The organism is Arthrobacter sp. 05T442 (genome assembly GCF_056395945.1).
This window is the reverse complement of sequence record NZ_JBFTKM010000014.1, coordinates 35,643-53,696: the sequence shown is the minus strand read 5'-3', so window position 1 is coordinate 53,696 and position 18,054 is coordinate 35,643. Positions and strand designations below refer to the sequence as shown.

Sequence of the window (18,054 nt, the reverse complement as noted above, 5' to 3'; positions counted from 1 at the left end):
CACAGGGGCCGGCTGGGGTAGGGGCTTTGGTCCCGCGGGGGGCTGCTACCGCGCGGTGTTGTCGCGGTCGTTGCCGTGCTGTTCCCGCAACTCGCGGCCGCGCCGGATGTCCTCGTCCTCGCGTGCCTGCAGTTTGTCGCTCTGCTTGGTGTCCCGCGGCGGAAGCTGGATGGTCTCTTCGGCCGCAATGCCGGCCTGGAGCTGGCGGCCGCGTTCGGTTTCGGCGTCGAACTCGGCGCCGAACAGCAGCGACATGTTCAGGATCCACAGCCAGAGCAGCGCGATGATCACACCGCCGATGGCCCCGTAGGTTTTGTTGTAGTTGCTGAAGTTCGCCACGTAGAAGCCGAACGCCAGGGAGGCCAGCAGGAACACCACCAGTGCGATCGCGGATCCCATGCTCATCCAGCGGAATTTCGGCTGCTTCACGTTGGGGGTGGCGTAATAGAGGAGGGCTATCGCCAGAATGACCAGCACCAGCATCACCGGCCACTTGGCGATGTTCCAGACGGCCAGGAAAGCGCCGCCGAGCCCGACCAGGTTGCCGACCTGCTCGGCCACCGGGCCGCTGAGGACGAGCATGGCAGCGATCACGGCCACGATCAGCACGGTGGCGACAGTGACAGCCAGCATGGTGCCGCGCAGCTTGAGGAACGGCCGGCCCTCATCGATTTCGTACACCCGGTTCATGGCCCGCCCGAAGGCGCCGACGTAGCCCGATGCGGACCAGAGGGCGGTGAGGAGGCCAAGGACCAGCGTGAAGCCGGCTCCGGGGGAGCTTGCCAGGTCTTCGATCACCGGGCGGATCGTGTCCACGGTCTGGCCCGGCGCGATGCCCTGGACGATGTCGAGCAGGGCGGAGGTGGTCTTCTGGGCGTCCCCGAAAATCCCCAGGACCGACACCAGAGCCAGCAGCGCCGGGAACAAGGAGAGGACGGAGTAGTACGTCAGCGAGGCTGCGAGGTCGGGGCACTGGTCCTTCGTGAATTCGCGCAGGGTCTTCTTTGCGATGAATTTCCAGGAAGGTTTGGTGACATCGCTCGGGTTACTCGGCTTGCGGGCATCGTCAGGGGCGGGTGCTGTCCGCGCCTTGGCCGTGCTGCTCTCCTGTGTTTCGGCGTCGTTCATGGTGTCATTTTCTGCCTTGGCACCGGTCTTGGCCATGGGAATCATCCTTCTCGGGTTAATTACAGCGGCCGGCCTGCCCGCGCGGAAGCGGGGGCAGGCCGGCCTGGGTCCGGCGGGGCTTAGGCCTGCTGGACGTTGTCCTTGGCGTAGGCCGCACGGTCCTTGACGTCCCCGACCGCGCCTTGGCCTTCGGACTTGACGTGGTCCGCGGCGTCGGAGGCGGTTGCCTTGACGTTCTCCACGGCCGCCTGGGCCGGTTCCTTGAGCCCCTCGGCCAGCTGCTTTGCGGCATCGCTAAGCTCCGTGGTGAGCGGCTCGGCGGCAGTCTTCAGGGCGTCGGCGGCTTCGCGTTCCTTCGTGCTGGCCGGAATCAGCGACGAGACCAGCAGTCCGGCACCGAAGGCGATCAGCCCGGCCGCGAGCGGGTTGCCCTGGGCCTTGGTTGCCACACGGTGCGGTGCATTGGCGACGGCGGAGCCCGCGTCGCTGAGGTGCGCGGTGGTGCTTCCGGTCGCGGAATGCAGGCCGGCGCTGGTATGGTCGGCTGCTCCCATGACTTTCTCCTTCACTCCGAAGACAGCGTCCTTCACCTTGTCGGTTTGACGCTGGACGATGTGGGACGGCGTGACTTTGTCGGCCACGGCATCGACGTTGGTGCCGAGCCGGGCGCGGGTTGCTTCAATGTCGGCTCGGATGGCATCCGGGTTTTCACTCATCGTTATTCCTCGCTTTAGTGGCTGGGCTTGAGGGTGGGCGGAATTTCCTGCAGGGTCTCGGCCGTCTGGGGCATACCCTTGATGGCTTTGAGCTCCTTGCGTCCGATCGAGGCGAGCACGGCGCCGATGACGCCCCAGATGACGGCGACGACGACGCCGGACCATCCCAGCCCCATCAGGGTTCCGAGCCCCCACCATAGGGCGAGGGACAGGAACAGCAGGACGAAGTGGCCCGCTATGCCTGCGCCGGCGAACATCCCGCCGCCCTTGCCTGCGCGGGTGGCCGACTGCTTGAGTTCGGCCTTGGCGAGTTCCACCTCCTGGCGCATGAGGGTGGACATGTCCCGCGTTACGTCGCCGAGCAGATCACCGAGGGACGTCGTTTCGGCTTTCACGTGGGCCTCGGGCGGTGGCATCGGGGCGCCCGTCGTGGGCATTTCGGTACTCATCGGCGCCCGCCGTCAAAGGGGTCCCCGTCCAGCGGGTTCCGGCGGTCAGGGTCAATGGCGGGGTCGATCCGGTACGGATCCGCGGCCAGCGGATCGTCGGCCCACTGGTCGGCTGCGGTGCCGGCACCCTCCACCGGGTTCGGCGGGTAGGTGTCGGCGAAGCCGGCCGTCGTGGTTTCCGGCGCCGGCATCTGGACGGGTGGCGGCGGGACTGCCATCCCGGTGTCCGGCACCCGGGTGGCCGGGGAAGGCTCGCCGGCCTGGGCCTTTGTTGCAGAAGCGTCCGTCGCCGCGGGGGCTCCAGCGGAGAGGCTCCGGCTGAGGCGTCCGGCAAGGATGCCGGCGCCGGCCGCGAGCATGAGGAACGTTCCCGGGCGCTGGCGGGCGAAGGATTTCACTTCGGCCAGCAATGAACCGGGATCACGCTCGTCGAGCCAGCCTGCGACGGCGGAGGAGCGCTCTGCGGCCTGCCGGACGAGGTCCGTTGCAACGCCGGGCTGCTCTGATGCCGAGGCCATGGAATGGAGCTCGGTCGAAATGGACCGAAGGCCTCCGGCGACTTTCTGCTGCTGGGCGGCGGCCTGGCCGGTGAGGTCGGACTGCGCCTGGTACAGCAGATCCTTGGCGTTGGTCTTGACCTCGGCGGCAACGTTGGCCGCTTCCGACTTGGCGGTTTCAGCCACGTTCTGGGCGGAGTCTGCGGCCTGCCGCGTGACTTCGCCCGCCTCGTCCTTGGCGGTATCGGTCTTCGAGGGCGTTTCGCCGGGCGTTTCCCAGACCGTTGTCGGCGCTGTTGCCGGCGGGGTGGCAGACGGGAAAATTGCGGGTTCGCGCAGACCCGGCTGCTGGGCAGCCGTCTGGGTTCCGTAGCTTCCGTCCTGGGGCCATTGGTTCTCTGTCATCGTCGCTCTCTTTCGTTGAAGATCGGCTACTGATCACACCAGTGCTGAACTCAAATACTAAGCATGATTACCAAATAATAGTAAGCATCCTTTCCATTTGTTTTCAAGCCCTGCCACGATGGCGGAAAGTGTGGTGGCGGATGGTGGCCGGGGAAACCGGGTGGCCGGTGAACTAGGGTTGAGGCATGGGAAATGAGGCGGACGGCTGATGGCGAAGCGGGGCAGGGCGGCCGCCCGGAATGCCGCAGCCACGTCCCCGGGAGTAGTCGACGTGCCCAGGGGCGCCCGCCCGGACGGGCCGGTGGAAGGCGTCTACTACATCGATACCGGCGACTGCGAACTGATCCCGGACCAGGACAATTCCAACGGCTGGCTGCTGCGGATCAATGGTGTGATGAGTTCGCACATCGATCTGGCCGACCCGCTGTTCCTCGACTTCGAATACATGCGCTGGATCTCGGCCCTCGTGGAATCCCGCTGGCCCCGCGAATCAAAGCCGAAGCTGCGCGCCCTGCACCTTGGCGGGGGAGCATGCTCACTGGCGCGGTACTTCCATGCCGCGTACCCGGACGCCCGCCAGGTGGTGGTGGAGCTGGACGGCAAACTCGCCGCGTACGTCCGCGGCTGGTTCGATCTCCCCAAGGCCCCGCTGCTCCGGCTTCGGGTGGGGGAGGCGCGCGAGGTCACGGAGAGCCTTACCCCGCACACGCGGGACCTGGTCATCCGCGACGTCTTCGCCGGATCCATCACGCCCCGGCCGCTCACCACCAGGGAATTCAATGACCATGCCAAGCGGGTCCTGGCGCCCGGGGGGATCTATGTGGTGAACTCCGGCGACGCCCCGGCGTTGTCGAACGCCCGCGAGGACGCCGCCACCATTGCGGACACCTTCGAGCACACGGTTCTCATCGCCGATCCGGCCATGCTCAAGGGCCGGCGCTACGGCAACATGATCATGGCCGGCAGCGACCTCCCGTTCGAGGACGATCCCCGGCTGGCGCGGCGCCTGCTCGGCGGCGCGGTGCCGGCGCACATCTGGAACGACGCCAAGGTGCGGGCCTTCGCGGCCGGGGCGGCCGTCCGCCACGACCCGGAAACCGGACCGGAAACCGGACCGGAAACCGGACCGCCGACGGGGCCGCCGCCGCCGCCGTCGTCGACTGCTCCGTAGCGGCCCTTTTGCGGCCCCGAAACGGCGCTTATGGAGCAGTCGATGCGTTCCCGCCCCGGCCCAGCAGGGCCTCGCGGTGCGCGGCGGTCTGCTCGCGCAGCGCCTGCACCACGGCCGCGACGGCGGGCCGGCGCATGGAGTCGGGCCGCAGCACCATCCAGTAGGGCAGCAGCTCCGCGAACTCGTCCGGCAGCAGCCTGACCAGGTCCTGGTGCAGGTCCGCCGCGAAGCAGGGCAGGAACCCGATCCCGGCGCCGGCCCGGGTCGCCTCCACGTGGACGAAGACGTTGGTGGAGCTCAGGCCGTCCCGCATGGCTGGCACCAGGCGCCGGGGGGCGTCCAGGTCATCCACCTGAAGCATGGAATCGACAAAGTACACCAGGGCATGGGCCGTCAGCTCCTCCGCTGTGGCAGGCGTCCCGTACTCGGCCAGATAGCTGCGGGAGGCATACATGCCCAGCATGTACTCGCCCAGCCGGGCGGCCTCGGCCCGGTGCACCTGGGGTTCGCCGACCACGACCTCGATGTCCAGTCCGGAGCGCTGCTGTAGCGCCCGCCGGGTTACCGTGACGATCTCGACGCTCAGCCCGGGGTGGTCGCGGCGCAGCCGTGCCACGGCTGGGGCGGCGATGTAGGCGCTGAAGCCGTCCGTCGCGGTCATCCGGACGACGCCGGTGACGGGATCCGGCGTGTGGCCGGGCTGCTCGAGCGTGCGCACAGCGCTTTCCACCTGCTCGGCCACCCGCACGGCCTCGGCGCCCAAATCCGTGAGTTCCCAGCCGCCCGCGGCGCGGGACAGTACCCGGCCGCCGAGGGCCTTCTCCAGCGCCGTTATCCGCCGGGACACCGTGGTGTGGTTCAGGCCCAGCGCCAAGGCCGCCGTCGTGAATTTCCCGGAGCGGGAAACTGCCAGCAGGACCAACAGGTCGTCAGGGTTGGCGTTCATATCTGCAATTCTGCACATACTTCGTGCCTGTTTGGCCATTGAACCGCCGACTTTGTGCAGCAATACTCAATGGAGCCATTTCAGTGCTGTGCGTCACAGCGCGTGTCACCGTGGACACTAAGGAGAACCAGATGAGCGTAAACCAACGCTCTGCAACACCCCCCGCCGCGCCCGCATCCAAGGGTTCCGGGCTCATAAGAATTGTCGCAGCATCGATGGTCGGTACCGTCGTTGAGTGGTACGAATTCTTCCTCTACGCCACCGCCGCCACCCTGGTGTTCGGCAAATACTTCTTCCCGGCCTCCGGCAACGAGCTCGACGGCATCATCCAGGCCTTCCTGACGTACGCTGTCGGCTTTGTGGCCCGCCCGCTCGGTGGCATCGTCTTCGGACAGATCGGCGACAAGCTGGGCCGCAAGCCCACCCTGCAGCTCACCATCATCATCATCGGTGTATCGACGTTCCTGATGGGCTGCCTCCCCGGGTTCGCCGACCTCGGCTACCTCGCACCGGCACTGCTGGTCCTCCTGCGCTTCATCCAGGGCTTCGCCCTGGGCGGAGAATGGGGCGGCGCCGTGCTGCTCGTGGCCGAACAGAGCCCCAACGAGTCCCGCGGCTTCTGGTCCAGCTGGCCCCAGGCCGCAGTGCCGGTGGGCAACCTGCTGGCAACCCTGGTCCTCTACATCATGTCCAATGTGCTGAGCAGTGCCGAGTTCCTCAGCTGGGGCTGGCGGGTGGCCTTCTGGCTCTCGGCCGTGATCGTTTTCGTCGGCTACTACATCCGCACCAACGTCTCCGAATCGCCGATCTTCCTGGCAGCCAAGGCGCAGCTGGAGAAGGAGCAGGCCGTCAGCTACGGCGTTCGCGAAGTCATCCGCAAATACCCCAAGGGCATCCTGCAGTCCATGGGCCTCCGGTTCGCGGAAAACATCATGTACTACCTCGTCGTCAGCTTCTCGATTGTCTACCTCAAGACGGTCGACAAGTACGACACCTCCTCGCTGCTGCTGGCCCTGCTGATCGCGCACCTCGTGCACTTCCTGATCATCCCGCAGATCGGCCGGCTCGTGGACAGCTGGGGCCGCAAACCGGTCTACCTCCTCGGTGCCATCACAGGCGCCACCTGGCCGTTCTTCGCTTTCCCGATGTTCGACACCCGCAACCCGGTGGTCATCGTCCTGGCCGTGACCATCGGCCTGTGCCTGCACGGCTTCATGTACGCCGGCCAGCCGGCCCTCATGGCCGAGCTTTTCCCGACCCGGATGCGGTACGCCGGCGTCTCGCTCGGCTCGCAGGTCACGTCGATCTTCGCCGGTTCGCTGGCGCCGCTCCTGGCCACCCAGTGGCTCAAGGACACCGGTTCCTGGGTGCCCACCGCGATCTACCTCCTCGTGGCCTGCGCCATCACCGCCGTCGCAGTGCTCACCCTGAAGGAAACGAAGGGCATCGCCCTCGAGGAAGTGGACAGGGCCGACGCCGAACGTGAAGGCCTCGCGGTGGCAGCCGCACGCTGAGCTGCTTGAGTGCTGAGCTGCTTGAGTGCCGGGCTGCTTGAGTTTGGGGCCGGCCCCGGCAGCGCTGGGGCCGGCCGTCACGTCAAAATTTTGGATGGAAGGCTGAGTAATGGAAAACACCTTGAATGGACGTAAGGCCCTCGTCACGGGCGGAGCCGGCGGGATCGGCGCAGCGAGCGTGCGCGCCCTGGCCGCACGCGGTGCCAAAGTGGTGATTGCGGATGTTGACGAAGCCGCCGCCACGGCCCTCGCTGACGAAGTAGGCGGCACGTCCTGGGCCGTCAACCTGCTCGACGTCGATTCGCTCCAGGCGCTCAGCCTTGACTGCGACATCCTCGTGAACAATGCGGGGATCCAGCGCATCAGCCCCATCGAAGACTTCGATCCGGCCGACTTCCGCCGGATCATCACGCTCATGCTCGAGGCGCCGTTCCTGCTGGTCCGCGCGGCGCTCCCGCACATGTACGCCAACGGCTTCGGCAGGATCATCAACCTGTCATCCGTGCACGGTCTGCGGGCTTCGCCATTCAAGAGTGCCTATGTCTCCGCCAAGCACGGCTTGGAAGGGCTGAGCAAGGTGACGGCGCTGGAGGGCGGCGCGCACGGCGTCACGTCCAACTGCATCAATCCCGGCTACGTCCGGACGCCGCTGGTCGAGTCGCAGATCGCCGACCAGGCCAAGGTCCACGGGATCCCGGAGTCCGAGGTGCTGGCCAAAATCATGCTGACGGAGTCCGCGGTGAAGCGGCTCGTCGAGCCGGAGGAAGTTGCGTCCCTCGTGGCATGGCTTGCCTCCGACGACGCCGGCATGGTCACCGGCGCCAGCTACACGATGGACGGCGGCTGGTCAGCCCGCTAGGAATTCAGCACCCTATCTTGGCCCGCTGAGGCGGGACTCCGCGCCGGTTCTTGTCCAGAGCCTGGGTGCGGAGTCCCGCCTCAGCGCGTTTGATGCCGGTCCCGCGCCGCCCGCCCGCCGCGGGCCCTGTGCCGCCGCCGCAGCGGTGCGTTACTTGCCCGGCTGGAGGTCCGCCGGGTTGCCCAGCAATGCCAGGGTGCCGCCTAGGCCGATCATCATCACACCGCCGGTGGTGCTCAGGGTGGCAATCCGCCGGGGCGATCGGGCGAACCAGCGGCGGGCGGTGCCTGCCGCGAGGGCCCAGGTACTGTCTGAGACCAGGGCGATGAGCAGGAAGACCGCCCCGAGTATGCCCAGCTGCAGGGCAATCGCGCCGGCGGAGTAGTCCACGAACTGCGGGAGAACCGCCACGAAGAAGACAATCGATTTGGGGTTCGTGGCGCCCACGACGAATCCTTCCCGGAGGACGCGGGCGGCGGACGCCGTGCGCGAGGGGTCGGCCGCCGTCGGACCCCTGCCGCGGTGCCGGATCGCCTGGACTCCCAGGTAGATGAGGTAGGCGGCGCCGGCGAACTTCACCACGCTGAAGAGCATGATGGACTGGGCCACCACCACCCCCACGCCCAGTGCCACCGCTGCAATCTGCACCAGCTCGCCGATCGCGTTCCCCAGCACGCTCAGCAGCCCGCCCTTGCGCCCCAGGGCCAGCGTCCGGCCGATCACGAACAGCACGCTGGGTCCCGGGACCGCGATCAGCAGAAGGGCGGCAAGGGCAAAGGCCAAGAGGTTGGTGGCGGGAACCATGCCTGATCTTAGCCCCGCCGGGGCGCGGGCCGAAGGCCTTCCCGGCGGCGACGTGCGCCCCGTCGGAATGTCGAAAACTCTTGACGCCATGTCAGGTTATCCATACGTTCAACATGGCGGGTTCGTCTGACATTGGGAGCAACTTCCAGTACCCGGTCCTGAAGGAGAAGCACGATGAAGGCGATCATCCAGGATGTTTATGGCCCTGCGGAGGTATTGGAGCTGCGCGACGTCGACAAGCCGGCGCCGGGCGAGGACGAAGTGTTGCTCCGCGTCCGTGCTGCCGGCGTCGACCAAGGCGTCTGGCACCTCATGACGGGACTGCCGTACCTGATCCGTGCCTTCGGCTTCGGGTTGAAGGCGCCCAGGAACAGCATCCGCGGCCGGGAGGTCGCCGGCGAGGTGGAAGAGATTGGCAGGAACGTGGTCGGGTTCCGGCCCGACGATGAAGTGTTCGGCACCTGCGAAGGATCCTTTGCCGAATACGTATGCGCAAAGGAGGGAAAGCTGGCGCTGAAACCGGCGAACCTGAGCTTCGAACAGGCCGCGGCCGTGCCCATCTCCGCCGTCACGGCTCTCCAGGGCCTGCGCGACGCCGGTCAGGTCCAGGCCGGGCAGGACGTCCTGGTCATCGGCGCGGCCGGAGGAGTTGGGGCCTACGCGGTGCAGCTCGCCAAGGGGTTCGGGGCCCACGTGACAGGGGTATGCAGCACCGCGAAGACGGACCTCGTCCGGTCGATCGGCGCGGACCGCGTCATTGACTACAAACACGACGACTTCGCCGACGGTGCGAGGCAGTACGACCTCATTCTCGATACCGCCGGCAACCGCCCGCTCTCCGTCCTCCGGCGGGCGCTCAAGCCCCGGGGGACTCTCGTCATCGTGGGAGGAGAAGGCGGCGGCCGGCTGACTGGCGGGTTCGAACGCTCGCTGCGTGCGGCCATGCTGTCCCCTTTTGTGGGCCAGAAACTGAAGGGGCTCATGGCGGTCGAGCGCGCGGAGGACCTCCGGTTCCTGACGGGACTCATCGAGGCCGGCACCGTGCGGCCGGTCATTGACAGGACATACGCCCTGGCCGACGCCCCGGAGGCCATTCAGTACATGCACGAGGGCCGGGCACGCGGCAAGGTCGTGATCACCGTCTGAGCGCGGTGCTTACCGGGCCTGTTGCCCCTGGAAGCGGGCGACGAAGCGCCGTTGCCATGGCGTTTCCACCGTCCGACGGCGGTACTGCCGGCGCACGAAGGACACCGCTTCCTTAGGCGGGACTCCGTCCAGGATGGCGATGCAGGCCAGCGCCGTGCCCGTACGGCCAATGCCGCGCCAGCACGCGACTTCGACCCGCTCTGTTTCGGCCCGGCGCCACGCCTCCCTGAACGCGTCCAGCGCATCGGGTTCGTCGGCCGGCAGCCGCAGATCCGGCCAGGGGACCCACCTGGAAGCCCACTCCACGTCGGGCGGACGCGTACCCAGGAGGTAGAGCCCGAATTCCGGAAGCGGTCCGGCGGGAAGGGGATCATGCAGGCCGCGTCCGCGGATGCGCCGGCCGGAGGGAAGGACCATGACGCCGTCCTGGGATGGCTCCCACGTCTGCTTCATGGTCCAGATAGTAGCCCTTCGTTCTGCTGTGCCGAAGAGGCTGACGAGTGTGGAGCCCCGCGGGACAGGGGAGCCTGCGCCGGCTGCGGGTCCGCGGGAGCCGCCGGTTCCGCCGGGAGCGGGAAATGTCCGGGATTCCAGACATGCGGGAACGCGGTGGTCTGGCCGAGGACGGGAACCGGGCGCATGCTTAGGTACGGGATACCGGACACTGCCCGATTTCGAAGAGGATCCATGCCAATGACCAGCACTACCCTGAACCCCGCCGCGGCAGACCCGGTGGCGGTCCCAGCGGCCGCCGCGGCCGCCGTCGGGACCCCCAAGACCGCTGCCCCGAAGGTGACGTCCAAGGTGCCGGCAGCGGAGAACACCCTGCGCATCCTCAAGCTGCTTGCCTCCAAGCGGGGACCCATGGCGGCGTCGAACATTGCCACGGCACTGGGCCTTCCCCGCTCGAGCGTCTACCACCTGCTCGGCGTCATGGAGGCGAACGGCTTCGTGCTCCATCTGCACGAGGAACAACGGTACGGACTAGGCATCAGCGCGTTCGAACTCAGTTCGGCCTACTCACGGCAGGAACCGCTGTCCCGGCTGGGCCGGCCGATGCTCGCCTCGCTGGTGGACGTGATCGGCGAAAGCGCCCACCTGGCCGTACTGCACGGCCGGGACGTGCTCTACATCGTCGAGGAGCGGGCTAAGAACCGCCCGTCCCTCGTGACCGACGTCGGCGTCCGGCTGCCCAGCCACCTCACCGCCAGCGGGCGCGCGATCCTCGCGGCACTGCCGAAATCGCAGGTCCGCGCGCTGTACCCGAACGCCGCTGCGTTCACCGCCCGGCACGAGACCGAATCGCCCATCATGAAGTACTCCGCGCTGTCCTCGCACCTGGATCAGGTGCGGCAGCGCGGCTACGCCACCGAACACGGCGAGGTCACGCCCGGTTTCGGATCGATCGCCGCCGCTGTGACGGACCACGTGGGGTGGCCCACGGCCGCCGTCGCCGTGACCTTCCTCGAGGACAAGCTGCCCCCGGACCAGTGGCCGATCCTGGCCGCCCGGGTCCAGAAGGTCGCGGACGAACTCTCCATCCGGATCCACGGCCGCCCCGCCTGACGCCGCTGCCCCACCCAACTAGCTAGCAGCAGGGGCCCTTTTGAGCGCTCAAAACGGCCCCTGCTGCTAGCTAGTTGGGAAAAGACGGGCGGGTCTGGAATCCCGGACAGCACCCCTCCGCAGGCACTGTTTCCGGGGCCGCCGGCAGGCTTTAGTTGATACAGAACCTTGTTTCCCTCAAGCCCAGGCTTGGCCAACCAGTACACGAAGGAGCCCTCATGGCACCCGCCGATTTCACCACCGGTGCCCGCCCGGTCAAAGCAGCCCGCGGCACCACGCTCACCGCCAGGAGCTGGCAGACCGAAGCCCCGCTGCGCATGCTCATGAACAACCTGGACCCCGAGGTCGCCGAACGACCCGATGACCTCGTGGTTTACGGCGGCACCGGCCGGGCCGTCCGGTCCTGGGCCGCGTTCGACGCGATCACCCGCACCCTGGAGACCATGGAGAAGGACGAGACCCTCCTGGTCCAGTCCGGCAAGCCGGTCGGGGTCTTCCGCACCAACGAATGGGCGCCCCGCGTGCTGCTGGCCAACTCCAACCTCGTCGGCGACTGGGCGACCTGGCCCGAGTTCCGCCGGCTCGAGGCCGAGGGCCTGATGATGTACGGCCAGATGACCGCCGGGTCCTGGATCTACATCGGCACCCAGGGCATCCTGCAGGGCACGTTCGAGACCTTCGCCGCGATCGCCCGCAAGCTCACCGGCGACGAGAACGGCACCCTTGCAGGCACCCTGACCCTCACGGGCGGCTGTGGCGGGATGGGCGGCGCGCAGCCGCTGGCCGTCACCCTGAACGACGGCGCCTGCCTGATCGTCGACGTCGACGAGAGCCACCTGCGCCGCCGTGCCGGCAAGCGCTACCTCGACGAGGTGGAGACGGACCTCGACACCGCGATCGCCAAAGTCCTCAAAGCCAAGGAGGAGCGGCGCGGCTGGTCCGTGGGCTACGTCGGCAACGCCGCCACGGTCTTCCCCGAGATCCTGCGCCGCCACAACGCCGGCGAGCTGACCGTGGACATCGTCACGGACCAGACCTCGGCCCACGACCCACTGAGCTACCTCCCCGAAGGCATCACCGTCGGGGAGTGGCACCGCGAGGCCGCGGCCGACCCGGAAGGCTTCACCAAGAAGGCCCAGGCCTCCATGGCCAAGCACGTCCAGGCCATGGTGGAGTTCCAGGACGCCGGCGCCGAGGTCTTCGACTACGGCAACTCCATCCGTGACGAGGCCCGCAAGGGAGGCTACAACCGTGCCTTCGAATTCCCCGGCTTTGTCCCGGCCTACATCCGGCCGCTGTTCTGCGAGGGCCTGGGCCCGTTCCGCTGGGTGGCCCTCTCCGGTGACCCCGAGGACATCGCGGTCACGGACAAGGCCATCAAGGAACTTTTCCCCGGGAACAAACACCTGCACCGCTGGATCGACGCCGCCGCCGAACGGGTCGAATTCGAAGGCCTGCCGGCCCGCATCTGCTGGCTGGGCTACGGCGAACGTGCCAAAGCCGGGCTGCTGTTCAACCAGCTCGTCAAGGAGGGCAAGGTCAAGGCGCCCATCGTGATCGGCCGCGACCACCTCGACTCCGGCTCCGTTGCCTCCCCGTACCGCGAGACCGAGGCCATGGCCGACGGCTCGGACGCGGTCGCCGACTGGCCGCTGCTCAACGCACTGCTCAACACCGCCTCCGGTGCCACCTGGGTCTCCATCCACCACGGCGGCGGCGTCGGCATCGGCCGTTCCATCCACGCCGGCCAGGTCTCCGTCGCCGACGGCACCGACCTCGCCGCGGAAAAGCTCGAACGCCTGCTCACCAACGACCCGGGTATGGGCGTCATCCGCCACGTCGACGCCGGCTACGACCGCGCCGTCGAGGTCGCCAAGGAACGCGGCGTCCGCATCCCCATGAACGAAAACCACTAACGAGCCTCCAATCAACATCGATTGCTCCGTAACCGCCGTTTTGGGCCTTGAAAAGGGCCATTACGGAGCAATCGATGCCCACAAGCCCCTTAACCTCGCAAGTCCCCGCCGGCTCCCAGCCTTCGCAAGCTCCCGCCGGGTCCCTCGCCGGCCGGGACCCACGGCCAGGGAACCCTGCCTGCGTGGCCCCAATGAAGTAGGAACATCATGTCTGTACTGACCCACTCACCGCTCACCGTCACCCTCGGCTCCAGCGGCGTCACCCCCGAGGACGTCGTCGCCGTCGCCCGCCACGACGCCCAGGTGGCCATCTCCCAGGAAGCCCTCGACGCGGTCGCCAAGGTCCGCGCCCACATCGACGACCTCGCCCACAGCGAGGTCCCGGCCTACGGCATCTCCACGGGCTTCGGCGCGCTGGCCAACCGGCACATCCCCAACGAACTGCGCACGCAGCTGCAGAAGTCGCTGATCCGCAGCCACGCCGCGGGCATGGGCCCGGCCGTGGAACGCGAAGTGGTCCGCGGCATCATGTTCCTGCGCGCCAAGACCCTGGCCTCCGGCCGCACCGGCGTCCGCCCCGTCGTGCTGCAGACCATGGTGGACGTGCTCAACGCCGGCATCACCCCGGTGGTCCGCGAATTCGGCTCGCTCGGCTGCTCCGGCGACCTCGCGCCGCTGTCCCACTGTGCCCTGGTCCTGATGGGCGAAGGCGAAGCGACCGGCCCCGACGGTCAGCTTTATGGAGGGAAAAACAGTACCACGGGCGGCCGTAGCGTCGCGGAACTCCTTGACAAGCACGGGATCGAACCCGTCACCCTGGCCGAAAAGGAAGGCCTGGCCCTCGTCAACGGCACGGAAGGCATGCTCGGCATGCTGCTGATGGCCATTGCTGACATCCGCCAGCTGCTCACGACGGCGGACATCACCGCCGCGCTCAGCGTCGAGGCGCTGCTCGGCACCGACCAGGTGTTCCTGCCCGAGCTGCACGCCGCCCTCCGGCCGCACCCGGGCCAGGCCGCCGCGGCGGACAACATGCTCCGGGTCCTGTCCAACTCCCCGATCGTGGCCTCGCACCGGATCAACGACACCAAGGTCCAGGACGCCTACTCGCTGCGCTGCGCACCCCAGGTCGCCGGCGCCGTCCGCGACACCGTGGACCACGCGGCCTTGGTCGCGTCCCGGGAACTGGCCGCCGCGATCGACAACCCGGTGGTCCTGCCCGACGGCCGGGTCAGCTCCAACGGCAACTTCCACGGCGCCCCGGTGGCCTATGTGCTGGACTTCCTCGCGATCGCCGTCGCGGACCTCAGCTCCATCGCCGAGCGCCGGACCGACCGGATGCTGGACCCGGCCCGTTCCCACGGGCTGCCGGCCTTCCTGGCCGCGGACCCCGGCGTCGACTCGGGCCTCATGATCGCCCAGTACACGCAGGCCGGGCTAGTCTCGGACAACAAGCGGCTGGCCGTCCCGGCGTCGGTGGACTCGATCCCGAGTTCGGCGATGCAGGAAGACCACGTGTCCATGGGCTGGCACGCGGCCCGCAAGCTCCGCCGCGCCGTAGAAAACCTGCGCCGTGTCCTGGCGATCGAACTGGTCACCTCTGCCCGGGCACTGGACATCCGCACCCAGCTCTCCGGCGGCAAACTCACCCCGGGCCCCGCAGGTACCGCCGTGATCGCGGCGCTGCGCGACGTCGTCGACGGTCCCGGCACGGACAGGTTCCTGTCTCCGGAGCTGGAAGCGGCCGACGCTCTTGTGGCCTCGGGCAGGGTCCGGGCGGCGGCCGAATCCGCCGTCGGAAATCTCGCCTGACGAGAAACAAAATGCAGTACAGCTGAAGATTTCCCGGCGCCCCCGAAATACTTGGCAACACGGCCATCGGGGACCCGGGAAGTGTAGTAAAAAGGGAAAGTCCACACCAATGATGTTGTGGCGAAGAACATATACAAAGGGGTAAAAGTTCAATGAAAGCACGCGGGACGGTTCTGTCCAGACGCCAGGCGTCAGCCACTACGGTTTCTGACTGGAGAAGCCTCAAGGCAGGTGACCGGGTTGAAATCCTCAAGCACGCGCAGGTTCTGGCCGCCGGTGGGGTCGAAGAAGTCTCACTCAGCGGCAACGTCCTCTGGCTCGTCCCGGTGGGCCCGCCGGTGCCCTCGGAGAACGTGCTCTTCTTGAAGTCCGACGGCGTTCAGGTGCGGCGCAGCTGACCGCACGTCGTCAGCAGAAAGTCCCCGTCCCCCGGACCGGCCGCCGCATTGCGTGGCGCGCCCCGGAGGGCGGGGACTTTCTGCTTCCGCGAAATTCGTCCGGGTGCACAGCCGGTCACGCCGGCCTGCAGAACGGCAGGTGCCTCGAAGGCCGCGGCCGCAAGAAACTCGGACCGCCCTCCTAGATAGAGTCGTACCCCGCGGATATGATGTGGTCACGAAGTCTTGGGGGATAACTTCCGGGACGTTTCTCGCCGTCCTGCCGCCGTTGATCGGGCAGGACCCGTAGTTCCAGGAGTTGTCCCCGCGTGTTCTTCAAGACTTTCGGTTGGTCCTTAGCGGTCGCCATACTTGCATTGGCGGTGGCTTTTCTTTACGGCGGCCCCCAGGCGCTCGTTCTTTGCCTCATCCTGGGCATCCTTGAAATCAGCCTGAGTTTCGACAATGCCGTCGTAAATGCGCGGATCCTCGAGCGCATGAACCCGTTCTGGCAGAAGATGTTCCTGACCGCGGGCATCGTTATCGCCGTCTTCGGGATGCGCATCCTTTTCCCCCTTCTGATCGTGGGGATCACGGCCAAACTGAACCCGGTTGAAGCTGTCAGCCTGGCTTTGGAAAAAGGCGACCCCCACACTCCAGGCACCTATGGATTCCTGCTGCACGAAGCCCATCCGCAGATTGCGGCCTTCGGCGGAATGTTCCTTCTGATGCTTTTCCTGGACTTCATTCTTGAGCACCGTGAAATCAAGTGGATCAGGTTCCTTGAAGTCCCACTCGCCAAGTTGGGCAAGCTCGATAGTGCATCTTTGATTTTGGGCATGGTCGCATTGGCCGCGGCCGGGGCTTTTGCCGGCGAAAAACAGGGAATAGTGTTGCTGGCCGGCCTGCTCGGCATGATTACGTACTTCCTTGTCAACGGTCTCGGAAACCTGTTCGACGTTGACGAAGACGGCGACATCGACGCCGACGACGCAGAAATCGTGCTGCACTCCGGGCCCACCGGTGCCGCCAAACTGGCCGGAAAAGCCGCCCTCATGCTGTTCCTGTACCTGGAAGTCATTGACGCCTCCTTCTCCTTTGACGGTGTCATCGGAGCCTTTGCCATCACCGCGGACCCGATCATCATTGCCCTTGGACTGGGCTTCATTGGTGCCATGTTCGTCCGCTCCCTGACCGTCTTCCTCGTCCGCCAGGGGACCCTGGATGAATTCGAATACCTGGACCACGGCGCGCACTGGGCGATCGGTGCCCTGGCGGTAATCCTGCTGATCACCATCGTGGTCCCTGTCAACGAGATCGTCACGGGCCTCATCGGCGTCGTGTTCATCGGAGCTGCGTTTATCGGCTCCGTTCGACGCAACAAGCGGACCGGTGCCGCCGAGCAGGAAACGCTCCAGCCGGTCGACGCGATCAACTAACCGACCAGCAAACGACACAAGTTTTACGACAACCACTACTAAGAAATGCGGGTAAACCAATGGGTTTGAGTTTGCAGAAGGGCCAGTCACTGTCGCTGACCAAGCAGAACGGTGACTCCCTGACGAATGTCCGCCTCGGTCTCGGATGGGACTCCGCTGTCCCTGTCAAGAAGGGGTTCTTCGGCGGGACCAAGACTGTCGAGATTGACCTGGATGCCTCAGCCATTTTGTTTGACGCAAACCGGAACCACATCGACACGGTCTTCTTCAATCAGCTCGCCAGCAAGGATGGTTCCGTCCGCCACACCGGCGACAACCTGACCGGTGCCGGGGACGGCGACGACGAGACGCTCATGGTGAACCTCCCCGGTGTCTCGCCCGCGGTCCAGCACATCGTCTTTGTGATCACGAGCTACAGCCAGCAGACCTTCAACATGGTGGAGAACGCATTCTGCCGGGTCATCGACGACTCCGTCCCGGGCAGCCCGGAGGTCGCCCGCTACGACCTCACCGAGTCCGGTCCCTACACCGCGATGATCATGTCGAAGCTTTCCCGCAATGGCGGCGTCTGGACCTTCCAGGCAATCGGCACACCGGCCAACGGCCGCACCGCTGGCGATGTCCGCGGCATCGCGGCTTCCGCCATCTGACCTTTTCTTGTTTCACAGCACACCAAGGAGCAAAACTTGTCTAGCCTGACTCTGAGCAAGGGCAGCAACCTGTCCCTGACAAAAGCCGACCCCGGACTCCGCAAGGCCATGATCGGCCTCGGCTGGGACCCACGGACCACCGCGGGTGAGCAGTTCGACCTCGATGCCTCGGCACTCCTGGTCCGGGCTGACGGCAAAGTCCGTTCGAACGACGACTTCATCTTCTACAACCAGTTGACCTCGCCCGACGGCTCAATCGTGCACCAGGGCGACAACCGCACCGGCGAGGGCGAAGGCGACGACGAACAGATCCTTATCGACCTTGATTCCGTGTCCCTGGACATCGAAAAGATCGTCATCGTCGTGTCGATTGACCAGGCCGAGGCTCGCCGCCAGAACTTTGGCCAGGTGCGCGACGCGTTCTGCCGCGTCGTGAACCAGGAAACCGACAACGAAGTTGTCCGCTACGACCTCACCGAGGACGCGGCCGCGGAGACGTGCATGATCTTCGCGGAGATCTACCGCAACAACGGCGAGTGGAAGTTCCGCGCCGTGGGCCAGGGGTACGCGTCCGGCCTCCATGGCGTAGCGACGGACTTCGGCATTGTCCTGAGCTAGCCGCAGGGTGGTCCGGGGACACCGGACCACCCTCCAATAAC

18 protein-coding genes are annotated in these 18,054 nt (G+C 66.6%); 11 read left to right on the top strand and 7 right to left on the bottom strand.

All coding sequences use genetic code 11. The features are described 5' to 3' along the window. Positions 1-45: 45 nt before the first annotated feature. The 4 genes from AC1DES_RS13870 to AC1DES_RS13855 form a co-directional block, all read right to left on the bottom strand. The gene (locus AC1DES_RS13870) at positions 46-1,164 is read right to left on the bottom strand and encodes a YihY/virulence factor BrkB family protein (RefSeq protein WP_476896284.1); all 1,119 of its coding nucleotides are present in this window, start codon (positions 1,162-1,164) and stop codon (positions 46-48) included. 83 nt (positions 1,165-1,247) lie between these two features. Next, positions 1,248-1,844, bottom strand: coding sequence for a DUF3618 domain-containing protein (locus AC1DES_RS13865; RefSeq protein ID WP_476896283.1), 597 nt, complete (start codon positions 1,842-1,844; stop codon positions 1,248-1,250). Between the two features lie 14 nt (positions 1,845-1,858). Continuing rightward, a complete protein-coding gene (locus AC1DES_RS13860; protein WP_476896325.1) occupies positions 1,859-2,260 on the bottom strand; it encodes a phage holin family protein in 402 nt (133 codons plus the stop codon). Between the two features lie 29 nt (positions 2,261-2,289). Next, the gene (locus AC1DES_RS13855; protein ID WP_476896282.1) at positions 2,290-3,195 is read right to left on the bottom strand and encodes a hypothetical protein; all 906 of its coding nucleotides are present in this window, start codon (positions 3,193-3,195) and stop codon (positions 2,290-2,292) included. Positions 3,196-3,403: 208 nt separating this feature from the next. Between AC1DES_RS13855 and AC1DES_RS13850 the strand changes: the two genes are divergently transcribed. After that, on the top strand, positions 3,404-4,366 hold the full coding sequence (locus AC1DES_RS13850; protein WP_476896281.1) for a spermidine synthase: 963 nt from the start codon (positions 3,404-3,406) through the stop codon (positions 4,364-4,366). 28 nt (positions 4,367-4,394) lie between these two features. Here AC1DES_RS13850 and AC1DES_RS13845 read toward each other — a convergent pair whose 3' ends face one another. Further along, complete coding sequence (locus AC1DES_RS13845) at positions 4,395-5,312, bottom strand: LysR family transcriptional regulator (protein WP_476896280.1); 918 nt, start codon at positions 5,310-5,312, stop codon at positions 4,395-4,397. 131 nt (positions 5,313-5,443) lie between these two features. Here AC1DES_RS13845 and AC1DES_RS13840 point away from each other — a divergent pair, with 131 nt between their 5' ends. Beyond that, the gene (locus tag AC1DES_RS13840) at positions 5,444-6,826 is read left to right on the top strand and encodes an MFS transporter (RefSeq protein WP_476896279.1); all 1,383 of its coding nucleotides are present in this window, start codon (positions 5,444-5,446) and stop codon (positions 6,824-6,826) included. Positions 6,827-6,935: 109 nt separating this feature from the next. Then, entirely contained in the window at positions 6,936-7,685 is a 750-nt protein-coding gene (locus AC1DES_RS13835) for a 3-hydroxybutyrate dehydrogenase (protein ID WP_476896278.1), read from the top strand. A gap of 150 nt (positions 7,686-7,835) precedes the next feature. On the opposite strand, the gene AC1DES_RS13830 is transcribed toward AC1DES_RS13835, so the two are convergent. After that, complete coding sequence (locus AC1DES_RS13830) at positions 7,836-8,489, bottom strand: LysE family translocator (protein ID WP_476896277.1); 654 nt, start codon at positions 8,487-8,489, stop codon at positions 7,836-7,838. A 174-nt stretch (positions 8,490-8,663) separates the two neighbouring features. Here AC1DES_RS13830 and AC1DES_RS13825 point away from each other — a divergent pair, with 174 nt between their 5' ends. Further along, entirely contained in the window at positions 8,664-9,635 is a 972-nt protein-coding gene (locus tag AC1DES_RS13825) for an NAD(P)-dependent alcohol dehydrogenase (RefSeq protein ID WP_476896276.1), read from the top strand. Positions 9,636-9,644: 9 nt separating this feature from the next. Here AC1DES_RS13825 and AC1DES_RS13820 read toward each other — a convergent pair whose 3' ends face one another. Then, positions 9,645-10,088: a protein-tyrosine phosphatase family protein gene (locus tag AC1DES_RS13820; RefSeq protein ID WP_476896275.1), complete on the bottom strand. Its 444-nt coding sequence runs from the start codon at positions 10,086-10,088 to the stop codon at positions 9,645-9,647. Between the two features lie 234 nt (positions 10,089-10,322). Between AC1DES_RS13820 and AC1DES_RS13815 the strand changes: the two genes are divergently transcribed. From AC1DES_RS13815 to AC1DES_RS13785, 7 genes are all read left to right on the top strand, one after another. Then, a complete protein-coding gene (locus tag AC1DES_RS13815; RefSeq protein ID WP_476896274.1) occupies positions 10,323-11,201 on the top strand; it encodes an IclR family transcriptional regulator in 879 nt (292 codons plus the stop codon). Positions 11,202-11,419: 218 nt separating this feature from the next. Continuing rightward, positions 11,420-13,117 carry a urocanate hydratase gene (locus AC1DES_RS13810; RefSeq protein ID WP_476896273.1) on the top strand — a complete coding sequence of 566 codons (1,698 nt, stop codon included), beginning with the start codon at positions 11,420-11,422 and terminating at the stop codon, positions 13,115-13,117. A 207-nt stretch (positions 13,118-13,324) separates the two neighbouring features. Then, positions 13,325-14,929: a histidine ammonia-lyase gene (gene hutH, locus AC1DES_RS13805; protein WP_476896272.1), complete on the top strand. Its 1,605-nt coding sequence runs from the start codon at positions 13,325-13,327 to the stop codon at positions 14,927-14,929. A 152-nt stretch (positions 14,930-15,081) separates the two neighbouring features. Further along, on the top strand, positions 15,082-15,327 hold the full coding sequence (locus AC1DES_RS13800; RefSeq protein ID WP_476896271.1) for a hypothetical protein: 246 nt from the start codon (positions 15,082-15,084) through the stop codon (positions 15,325-15,327). A 308-nt stretch (positions 15,328-15,635) separates the two neighbouring features. Then, positions 15,636-16,745, top strand: coding sequence for a DUF475 domain-containing protein (locus tag AC1DES_RS13795; protein ID WP_476896270.1), 1,110 nt, complete (start codon positions 15,636-15,638; stop codon positions 16,743-16,745). Between the two features lie 59 nt (positions 16,746-16,804). Then, the gene (locus AC1DES_RS13790; protein WP_476896269.1) at positions 16,805-17,395 is read left to right on the top strand and encodes a TerD family protein; all 591 of its coding nucleotides are present in this window, start codon (positions 16,805-16,807) and stop codon (positions 17,393-17,395) included. Between the two features lie 36 nt (positions 17,396-17,431). Next, complete coding sequence (locus AC1DES_RS13785) at positions 17,432-18,013, top strand: TerD family protein (RefSeq protein ID WP_476896268.1); 582 nt, start codon at positions 17,432-17,434, stop codon at positions 18,011-18,013. The last annotated feature ends 41 nt before the right edge of the window (positions 18,014-18,054 follow it).

What these genes read in the sequence shown, in the direction of transcription:
- AC1DES_RS13870 (WP_476896284.1), bottom strand. Translation starts at nt 1,164, where the DNA reads ATGGCCAAGACCGGTGCCAAGGCAGAAAATGACACCATGAACGACGCC.
- AC1DES_RS13865 (WP_476896283.1), bottom strand. Translation starts at nt 1,844, where the DNA reads ATGAGTGAAAACCCGGATGCCATCCGAGCCGACATTGAAGCAACCCGC.
- AC1DES_RS13860 (WP_476896325.1), bottom strand. Translation starts at nt 2,260, where the DNA reads ATGCCACCGCCCGAGGCCCACGTGAAAGCCGAAACGACGTCCCTCGGT.
- AC1DES_RS13855 (WP_476896282.1), bottom strand. Translation starts at nt 3,195, where the DNA reads ATGACAGAGAACCAATGGCCCCAGGACGGAAGCTACGGAACCCAGACG.
- AC1DES_RS13850 (WP_476896281.1), top strand. Translation starts at nt 3,404, where the DNA reads ATGGCGAAGCGGGGCAGGGCGGCCGCCCGGAATGCCGCAGCCACGTCC.
- AC1DES_RS13845 (WP_476896280.1), bottom strand. Translation starts at nt 5,312, where the DNA reads ATGAACGCCAACCCTGACGACCTGTTGGTCCTGCTGGCAGTTTCCCGC.
- AC1DES_RS13840 (WP_476896279.1), top strand. Translation starts at nt 5,444, where the DNA reads ATGAGCGTAAACCAACGCTCTGCAACACCCCCCGCCGCGCCCGCATCC.
- AC1DES_RS13835 (WP_476896278.1), top strand. Translation starts at nt 6,936, where the DNA reads ATGGAAAACACCTTGAATGGACGTAAGGCCCTCGTCACGGGCGGAGCC.
- AC1DES_RS13830 (WP_476896277.1), bottom strand. Translation starts at nt 8,489, where the DNA reads ATGGTTCCCGCCACCAACCTCTTGGCCTTTGCCCTTGCCGCCCTTCTG.
- AC1DES_RS13825 (WP_476896276.1), top strand. Translation starts at nt 8,664, where the DNA reads ATGAAGGCGATCATCCAGGATGTTTATGGCCCTGCGGAGGTATTGGAG.
- AC1DES_RS13820 (WP_476896275.1), bottom strand. Translation starts at nt 10,088, where the DNA reads ATGAAGCAGACGTGGGAGCCATCCCAGGACGGCGTCATGGTCCTTCCC.
- AC1DES_RS13815 (WP_476896274.1), top strand. Translation starts at nt 10,323, where the DNA reads ATGCCAATGACCAGCACTACCCTGAACCCCGCCGCGGCAGACCCGGTG.
- AC1DES_RS13810 (WP_476896273.1), top strand. Translation starts at nt 11,420, where the DNA reads ATGGCACCCGCCGATTTCACCACCGGTGCCCGCCCGGTCAAAGCAGCC.
- hutH (WP_476896272.1), top strand. Translation starts at nt 13,325, where the DNA reads ATGTCTGTACTGACCCACTCACCGCTCACCGTCACCCTCGGCTCCAGC.
- AC1DES_RS13800 (WP_476896271.1), top strand. Translation starts at nt 15,082, where the DNA reads ATGAAAGCACGCGGGACGGTTCTGTCCAGACGCCAGGCGTCAGCCACT.
- AC1DES_RS13790 (WP_476896269.1), top strand. Translation starts at nt 16,805, where the DNA reads ATGGGTTTGAGTTTGCAGAAGGGCCAGTCACTGTCGCTGACCAAGCAG.